Raw genomic sequence first — 6,427 nt, forward strand, 5'->3', positions numbered from 1 at the left:
TAGGGAAGTCCTCTTTTCTGTGAATTTAGTGTGGTAACTCTATTCTACAGAAGGGACTTCCTTTTTTCTATTTACACAAAATATTTTACACTCTCCCTAAATATATCCTGATCATTTAACTTATTTTGTACCTATATCTTTTTTATCTTTCTATAAGCCCGTATCATCTTTCGGCACTATTCTCTTTAGTTCTTCTTCTTGTTTTTTACTTAATTTCTTTTCAACTGAATGAATAACTGTCCCTGTAGATGTCTCGATCGTCAAAACAAAATTCCCCTTTTGAGTAGCGTCTTCATGCCAAGCAACAACCCGTCCTATCTTCTGGTTGTTCAATCCGTATGTAACCTCCACACATATCCTCCTCTTCTTACTAATCTTTTTATGAGCACAACAGTATACATAAAACATCAGCCGTAAATTTTAAGGACTACATTGTATCCTTCTATTGCATTCACTCTTTTTTAAAAATAAATCCTCGGAACATTATTTGTATTCACTGTTCATTTTTTTCTTCCGTTTCAATTATCGCGTCCTTCTTCCCTAAAGAAGGACGATCAACATCTACAAAACCATCAAACAGTTCAATCATTTCAGCTTTAGTTTTTAATTTCAATTTGTTTATCTCTTTTGATTTGGAGTCCTTAAATAAATACATATCATTAGACAGCCTTCCGTGCAAATACCAATGACTCCCGTCAGTATCTGCTATTCTTAATACTCTTTTATTTTTCCTCTTAAAAACAGCAAATGCATAAATTAAAAATACTAATGCTATAAGCGTAAAGGAAATCGTGAATAGATTATTATAGATAGCTACTGGCCATCTGTCAGATCGATTCGGTACCGCATTAATGATTACAAAACTAAACGTTAACGCAATAGATAATGTTAAAAGAGAAAACGTAAAAGCTGACTGATCCAACTTCCTTTTATCCGTTAAAATATCTTTTAATCTATTGTTATCGGTCTGTACAATCCAAAAATATAATAAACTCTCTGACAAACTTTTCGTTACATTGTAAAAAAGTGTTAGGCCAGCCGTTAAGAGACTACCAATTTCTAAAACTCCCATGTCCCTCTCCTAAAATTTATTTTTCAACATCGACGATTCTTACTTAGAAAAGTATGGCTTCCCTAAACAAGGTTGATAAAAAATAGTTGTTGCTATTTATATATATGACTTATTCTTATTTTCCTAAACTGGCCTCTAGTTGATTAGAGATCCATTTAACACTCTCCATCACGTCGTTAAACTGTAACTCACGGGCAAATGGATACAACCTCTGATAATTTTTCCACGTTAGCTTTTGCTGCTCCGAGGACTGTAAAAAGTTAATGATTGAATCATATTCGTCAGGAGTAATATGATTATTTTTTTGAGTCATCGTTTTCTTGACTGCTTCCACAACGTATGAATAATCGATCGTATCGTAACTCTTTGACAAAACATGCAGATCATATAGATCTTTCATTCTCGAGTTGGTATCCCCTTCTTTACCGTAAGCCAAGGTCGTATACCATTTATCCGCAATGATTTGTTCTAACGGGTAACGAGGAAAGGTAAGCTCAACGCTGGTATCAAATAAAGACGGAATCACTTCTAACTCTTCTACATCAAGCAGGTCTTCACCTGTTGTAAAATCAACGGAGATCGGAAAGCGAGCTTTTCCGTTAATATACAACAGCTTCAATTCATACCCATTGTAGTCAAACGCTTCTCTTGTTTCTTTAATCCCCACTAATTCAAATTGACTCGCCTTTTGATTCGATTGCGTAATAAAATCAGCAATCTCTTCCATCTTTTCCTTGTCCAAATGGAACCCTCTAACCGTCGTATCCAAATCACGCGTCGCACGTCTATCTAAACCTAATGTCGTAGCCAAGACATAGCCACCTTTTAAAATTAAATGATCTTTATACGGTGAATCATTTAATTTTATCAAGAGCTGCTCCATCGCAAATAAGCCGTATAATTGCTGCGGGGGTAACCCCGTTTCTTTCGCTTTTGTTTTAACTAACTGCTTCATTTTCCCTTCATTCACTCTGAATCAATCCTCTTTCTTTTAACTGACGTTCTACACGGTACAGTGAGGCATATTCTTTTAAACGGTCTATATTCTTCTCTTCTGACCATTGATAATTAACCAGGACTTCGTCAAGGATATCAGGCAATGTACGAGGCGACCTCAGCATATCAATCACTGTCCGTTCTAAGTTCGTCACCCGTAACGGATTGCCTAACCAGCTTGTACACTCCATGACACCTAAAGAATAAAAGAAAGGCGTGGCAAAATGTGCTTCAATCGAATGCTCTGCTCTATTATTTAAATGATACCCTTTGGGAAACGTCATAATATAAGCGAATGGAGAAAAAGTCGTCAGCCCATGCAGCATACAAGCTGTCTCGTAAGAATAAACCCCTTTTGAATACTTCAGCTGCATAACGTACAGATCATCGTCATAATCCTCATGCAATAAATAAATCCCGCGTTCAGCCTTCACTAGATCCCCACGACGATAAGCTTTTCTAACAGACTCTTTAGACAAGCCTAATTCAACCGCACGTTCTAACGTCAAGATACCATTTTCTACTTCAAACGCACCAGATAACCGTTCACCGAGCATAAATAACCCTCCTCCACACTAGAGTATAGACCTATAGTATACCTGGTGAGTATAGAATGCAACCGAGTACGAGAAAATAGATAAACGAGCACTATACGCACATCTTTACAGAGGCACCACCGTATACTAGAAATAAGTAATAGGCAGTTCGTCCCTTTTAAATTTTAAGAGGTATTCACGATTTCTTTTAAGATGATCTCCTGTAGTTTTTCTCTGTTTATCGGCTTATTAGACACCTTTTCTATCAGCGTTTGAATGGGTGCCAGTGTCTGTAGCAAGCCTTCTTTATCGGCTAGTTGCTTGACTCGTTTAGACCGTATAAGGCTTAATACAATGCTTTTAACGGTCCATAAACGTGTGTAGCCATTTCTCCCTGGTTTGGTCTTAATCGTCACGTAGTCGTCGTTTTTCATTTGTCTCAGCAAGTCTTTCAAACTGGATTCAGGTATGCCTAGGGCGTTCATGAGTTCTTTTCGCGTGAATTGCACAAAGCCTTGGCTCTTCGTTGCTGTGCGTTCAATTAAACGGATCAAATCTCTGCGCCATTCCGAGTAATGACTTTTCTGGCGTTCTTCCCTTGGTTTCGCAAACTTGTACCAGACGCCCTTATTTGAGCTCTCAGCGCGTGTATCGTCGCCTACCCACTGTTCATTCAGTAATTGGATATAATGCGCTGAAGCGCCCTTATAACGCCCTGAATAAGCAGATCGGACGGTCTTTCTGACTTCTCTTTCAGATAGAGGGTAAGACAAAGACGCATTGAAGTCGGTCATGAGCTCAATGCAGGTGTCTTGATCCAGGTTAGACGAATAGCAGGCCAAAGAAGCGGTGAATAGGGCTGAATTTCGGCCTAGTACCCCTTTTCCACCTTTGATCTCTGTTTGATTTAATAAACTCCTGAACCAGCTCGTTTGCGTCTGTTTGAAGTCACTTGTCTTAAACTGTTTCATGAATCGGTCCTGTTGTTCCTGGTGGTGATCGTCACTCACTTTCATTGACCAGGCCATGAGTTTTTTAAAATTGAAGAGATTGTCTGGCTCGTAAAAAACGATATTCTCTTCATTAGGGAACCTAAATATGCCGAACGGATTGCAGCCAAAATCGACGCCTTCTATTTCTTTTGAAAAAGCCAGCTTTAATGAGCGCGCAATGGCTTTATTTGTACGTAATGACTTAAAGTCATGTGCTTTAGAGATAAAACTGGGGCGATCGAGGACAAAATAAGCCTGGTAGCCATTAGGTGACTCGACAATTAACGTCGGTGTGACACCCAGGTCAATCCCGGCCAGTAAAATGTCGTCGCTACTCACCACGTCTTTCGCACAATCGATATCGATGACATAGGTATTGATTTGCATTAGATTTTCCTCAAAAAAGCCCATAACGTGTTTCCGCTCTAGGTCCACATACCCTCCCCAGCCATAAACATTCGGGGTCCAGTGGGATAATGTGTCTTTATTCTCTTGAATCGCTTCTTCTGACGTCACGATAAAGCCTCGAGCATTGGCCATCTGTTCTTTGCTTCTGAAGACAAAGCTGACGCCTTTTTTACCCATTTTTTCTTGGTGATCAGTTGGCCGGTTCTCACTGTGTTTAAATTTATACCGTTGTAATCCATCTTTCAATATGTAAGGGTACAAGCTGTTAACGTTAGGCATAGGGGTTCCTTTCTACAAAAAAGAGGACACATCTGTTTATGTGTCCTCTTCTGTAGGAAAGTGCCTGCTCTATTTTAGGTAGTAAGCATAGAGGGTCCTAATGTTGAAGTGCGCGCCTCTTTATGCTAGAATCAACTACGAACGGATCGTGATCCGTCCATAATTTAAAAGTCATAAGTGGCTACCAACCACTTATAAACCTTAGAGGCGAGCGGGAACACATAACTGTAGATTATGTGATTCTGAAGCATTTGATTTTGTTGAATCAAATGCTTCCGTCTCTTTTTTATTTTTCTATACGCACACCTTAACCGACAGTTATCTTTATGTAAATAGATAAAACAGCATTTATTTTTAGGAGAAAAGTCTCTTTTTCTCTTTTTCTCCTAAATCTATTTTTTAGGAGAAAAAGAGAGTTTTCTCCTTTTCTCTTTTTCTCCTAAATCTAAAAAAGAAATAATATATTGCGTCTTACATTGATTCTTATAGTCTATAAACATAACTGTTAAAAGGAGAAAAAGAGAGTTGAAGCTTTCTTTTTCTCCTTTTCTCCTTTTCTCCTTTTCTCCTTTTCTCCTTTTTATATTCCTGAAGTATTATTTTGAAAAAGTTCTCCTAAATACATTTAACTATTGCATATGTATGTTAGTATTGATACAATGATTTTAGGAGATTTTTTACATATCATGGAGGTGTTAGAGAAATGGATAATCACAAAGCAGCAAGAGTTATTATTAACGCAAATCAGAAGGGTGGAGTAGGTAAAACAACTTCAACTTGCTTTGAAGCTATAGTTGCTTCATTACCTAACGAAGAGTTTAATAATAAGTGTCTGTTAATAGATTTTGATAAACAAGCTAATGCAACAAGCTTACTAGGAAAAACTTTTGACAAAAATTTTCCTTCTACTGTAGTTAGTGCTATTAAGAAAGATGACCTTAAAAGTGCAATTGTTGAGTTGACGCCAAATTTACATATGATAGCAGGTGGTGGTGACATGGCAAAGTATGGGTTGTTCTTGGAGTTACTATATCCTTTAAAAAATGACCATCCCTCCCATGTAGCTGAAATTACTAAACAACGAACTTTTCATTTTTCTAGCCTATTGGAACCACTAAAAGAGCTCTACGATTATATTTGGATCGATGTTGGACCGAGTACTGATATCAAGGTTGATAATGCAATGGTCTGCGCAGATTACTTTGTTATTCCACAAGAGACTAAAACCTACTCTTTTGAGGGTTCTCTCGATATTATAAATGTCTATCTTCAAACACTAATAGATGATTTTGGAGATGACTTCAGAGGTGAGGTATTGGGACTTCTTCCTTTTTTGTTGCAACCTAAAAGAGAATTACATGAGTCTATTATTTTTCAAACAAAAGAAGCATTTGGAGAAAACTTTACATTCAATGCCATAGTTAGTAATCAAAAAAGAATTGATGATTATCCGGAATACGGAATAACATCCATTGATCATCATGATAGGAAAGTTTTCGCACTATTTGCCGATATATTTAGAGAACTAGAGGAAAGAATATCATTATTTGAGGAACAGGGTGACATACCTCGTAACTACATCTATAAGCCCAAATACTTAAATGGAAATAAGCTAACAGACTATTCAAGAAAATTAGATTTAATTGAGTTTGAACCGAAAGTAGGTGACAAAATTGGCTCTAACTAATAGAAAAAAGAAGAGTAGGCCAGTAGTTCAAACACCTGTTTCAGAATCACGATTTGATGATTCACAGGAAATTAGTGACGAAAAAAATGAAAATAATTTAAATTTAGCAGAGCATTCTTCAAAGAATTACTCGAAGCTAGCAACAGACTTTACTACAATTGACTTTGATACTCAATATTCTGCTAAAGATAGAAAAACGATAAAAGCAGATCCAGATATCAAGTCGTTAATTGAAATATTTTCAGATTTTGAAGGAGCAAAAGCTTATGAAACTCTGAGGCACATGACACAATACTACTACGAGAATAATTATGATGATCGAGCTCAACGGATTATAGCTAGTATTCAAAATAATAAGTTTCTGTGACTGCTAAACTGTATTATGCAGTTACTGCTAGATAATAATGTGCACTTTTATCCCATACTTTCGTTCTATTTGATAAACTAGAAGAGTTAG

7 protein-coding genes are annotated in these 6,427 nt (G+C 37.0%); 2 read left to right on the top strand and 5 right to left on the bottom strand.

The features are described 5' to 3' along the window. Positions 1 to 150: 150 nt before the first annotated feature. From CLV38_RS13115 to CLV38_RS13135, 5 genes are all read right to left on the bottom strand, one after another. Positions 151 to 351 (bottom strand): hypothetical protein, encoded by a 201-nt coding sequence (locus tag CLV38_RS13115; protein ID WP_106196414.1) that lies wholly within the window; start codon positions 349 to 351, stop codon positions 151 to 153. A gap of 142 nt (positions 352 to 493) precedes the next feature. Continuing rightward, a complete protein-coding gene (locus CLV38_RS13120) occupies positions 494 to 1,072 on the bottom strand; it encodes a hypothetical protein (protein ID WP_106196416.1) in 579 nt (192 codons plus the stop codon). A 115-nt stretch (positions 1,073 to 1,187) separates the two neighbouring features. Continuing rightward, the gene (locus CLV38_RS13125) at positions 1,188 to 2,042 is read right to left on the bottom strand and encodes a nucleotidyl transferase AbiEii/AbiGii toxin family protein (RefSeq protein ID WP_106196418.1); all 855 of its coding nucleotides are present in this window, start codon (positions 2,040 to 2,042) and stop codon (positions 1,188 to 1,190) included. After that, positions 2,035 to 2,625: a type IV toxin-antitoxin system AbiEi family antitoxin domain-containing protein gene (locus tag CLV38_RS13130; RefSeq protein WP_106196420.1), complete on the bottom strand. Its 591-nt coding sequence runs from the start codon at positions 2,623 to 2,625 to the stop codon at positions 2,035 to 2,037. The genes CLV38_RS13125 and CLV38_RS13130 overlap by 8 nt, the downstream gene beginning before the upstream one ends. A gap of 164 nt (positions 2,626 to 2,789) precedes the next feature. Further along, positions 2,790 to 4,283: a primase C-terminal domain-containing protein gene (locus CLV38_RS13135; protein WP_106196423.1), complete on the bottom strand. Its 1,494-nt coding sequence runs from the start codon at positions 4,281 to 4,283 to the stop codon at positions 2,790 to 2,792. Between the two features lie 703 nt (positions 4,284 to 4,986). Here CLV38_RS13135 and CLV38_RS13140 point away from each other — a divergent pair. Both CLV38_RS13140 and CLV38_RS13145 read left to right on the top strand, forming a co-directional pair. Next, entirely contained in the window at positions 4,987 to 5,970 is a 984-nt protein-coding gene (locus tag CLV38_RS13140) for an AAA family ATPase (RefSeq protein WP_106196425.1), read from the top strand. Next, positions 5,957 to 6,337, top strand: a complete 381-nt coding sequence (locus CLV38_RS13145; protein WP_106196427.1) for a hypothetical protein — start codon at positions 5,957 to 5,959, stop codon at positions 6,335 to 6,337. The genes CLV38_RS13140 and CLV38_RS13145 overlap by 14 nt, the downstream gene beginning before the upstream one ends. Positions 6,338 to 6,427: the final 90 nt, after the last annotated feature.

Source organism: Alkalibacterium olivapovliticus, from assembly GCF_003003275.1.
Lineage (GTDB): Bacteria > Bacillota > Bacilli > Lactobacillales > Carnobacteriaceae_A > Alkalibacterium > Alkalibacterium olivapovliticum.

Coding starts and splice junctions, on each gene's coding strand:
- CLV38_RS13120 (WP_106196416.1), bottom strand. CDS start 1,072: ATGGGAGTTTTAGAAATTGGTAGTCTCTTAACGGCTGGCCTAACACTT.
- CLV38_RS13130 (WP_106196420.1), bottom strand. CDS start 2,625: ATGCTCGGTGAACGGTTATCTGGTGCGTTTGAAGTAGAAAATGGTATC.
- CLV38_RS13135 (WP_106196423.1), bottom strand. CDS start 4,283: ATGCCTAACGTTAACAGCTTGTACCCTTACATATTGAAAGATGGATTA.
- CLV38_RS13140 (WP_106196425.1), top strand. CDS start 4,987: ATGGATAATCACAAAGCAGCAAGAGTTATTATTAACGCAAATCAGAAG.